General features: G+C 65.9%; 1 protein-coding gene. It reads right to left on the reverse strand.

Going from position 1 to position 1,495, the window contains the following annotated elements:
* Nucleotides 1-26 precede the first annotated feature (26 nt).
* Nucleotides 27-848 (reverse strand): rolling circle replication-associated protein, encoded by an 822-nt coding sequence (locus EAF64_RS20640; RefSeq protein ID WP_129070858.1) that lies wholly within the window; start codon nt 846-848, stop codon nt 27-29.
* Between the last annotated feature and the right edge of the window lie 647 nt (nt 849-1,495).

The raw sequence follows: 1,495 nt of genomic DNA on the forward strand, positions 1-1,495 counted from the left end.
CCGGCGGGTGGGCGGTCGGGAGGCAGTCAGTCGGGCGGGTCGAGCCCGACCGGACCTCCGTTCTCGCGCTGTCGGACGAGATCTGATGATGTGACACCTCGCCGGAGAGGTTCGTCACTCTCCGGAGCGAGGATCTCGTAGTCGTCCATGAGCAGATCCCACTCGCGGCTGTCGCCGTCGCCGCCGCGGACGGACAGCTCTATATCGGCCGATGAGCCGTATCTACGGGCTCCTTTCGGCAGGTTCCAGAGCGACCCCTTCGTAAGGTACTTCGTGAGATACTTCGCCGCGTTGCGGGCCTCGACTCGGCGGATGTCCACCACCTCGCCGAGCCCTACGCGCTTCGACATGACAGATAACTTTTGCTGAGGAACGTACCTGTCGACAAGCAGATGTAAGTGCGGGTTCCCGCCGTCGCCTTCCTCGCGGACCCAGACGTAGCTCAGCCCGTCGTACTCGTCGTTTAGCTCCGTCCTGAGAGCGTTAAACCGCTCGGTCAGGTACCGGTGCTGATCCTCCTGCGACTCCGGCGCTGTCTCCGGGTTCAGGGTCAGCGTGAGGAACCGACGCAGCTCGGGACGTTCCGCGATCAGGCGATCGAGATCTTCGACGAGGTTCATCCGCATTCGGTGGGCGCAGCAGTAGCAATCCCACGAGTTACACCTGAAGTCGGCGGTTTCGCCGTCTTCAGCCTCTAACTCGAAGTTCCTGTATGTCTCGCGGCAGTCGTAGCGGTCGCCGTCGTCCTGGTCGTCGGCGAGATCGAGGTGATCCGTGAGCGTGGACTGCTCGGTTTGCCGACTCTCGCCGTCTCTTGAGTTGTTCTTACCGTCGACAAGTGAAGTCACCGCCACCACCTCCGCACCGCATCGAGAGGGTCGCCTTCCGGTGGTCGGCGACCTGCGGCCCACCTTCCGGGTCGACCCGCGAGGGGTCGCTTCCGGTCGCGCCGCGACTCGGCCCGGCTCGGGGCGCTCGCCGGACTGCCTGCCGGTCTGCCGGGGTCCCGTAGGTCCCGGGCGGACGGGCGGGCCGTCGCGCCGCTCTGCGGGCCTTGTGGCGGTCTCTGCGCGGTCTGAGTCAGCCGTCTTGGGTCAGGCGTAACGCCTTTGCAGACGGGCGGAGAAAGGCCAGACGCGGCCGCTGACCGGGTAGAAAGCTTCAACCCAACATGGCCCGGTCGCGGTGGGGTCCGGCCTTCATCCGGACTCGCTTTCAACTACCTGAGCAGTCACGACGCTGTTACTTAAAGCTACATCTGGGCGGGGTAGAAGTGAAAACGGCACGCTCAGAGCCGTACGCGCCAGATGTACAGTTAGTCTTGGAAGGCCGAGAGACTGGGCTCCGAACGGACCCGCCGGTTCGCGGGTCCGGGCTCCGCCGCTCCTCGACCCCGGTCGAGCCGGGGATCGAGATCGGCCGGTCCGGGCTTCCGCTCACCCGGCGGGTGGGCGGTCGGGAGGCAGTCAGTCGGGCGGGTCGAGCCCGACCGGAC

It is taken from the genome of Halorientalis pallida, from assembly GCF_004118325.1.
In the GTDB taxonomy this organism is placed as follows: Archaea; Halobacteriota; Halobacteria; order Halobacteriales; family Haloarculaceae; genus Halorientalis; species Halorientalis pallida.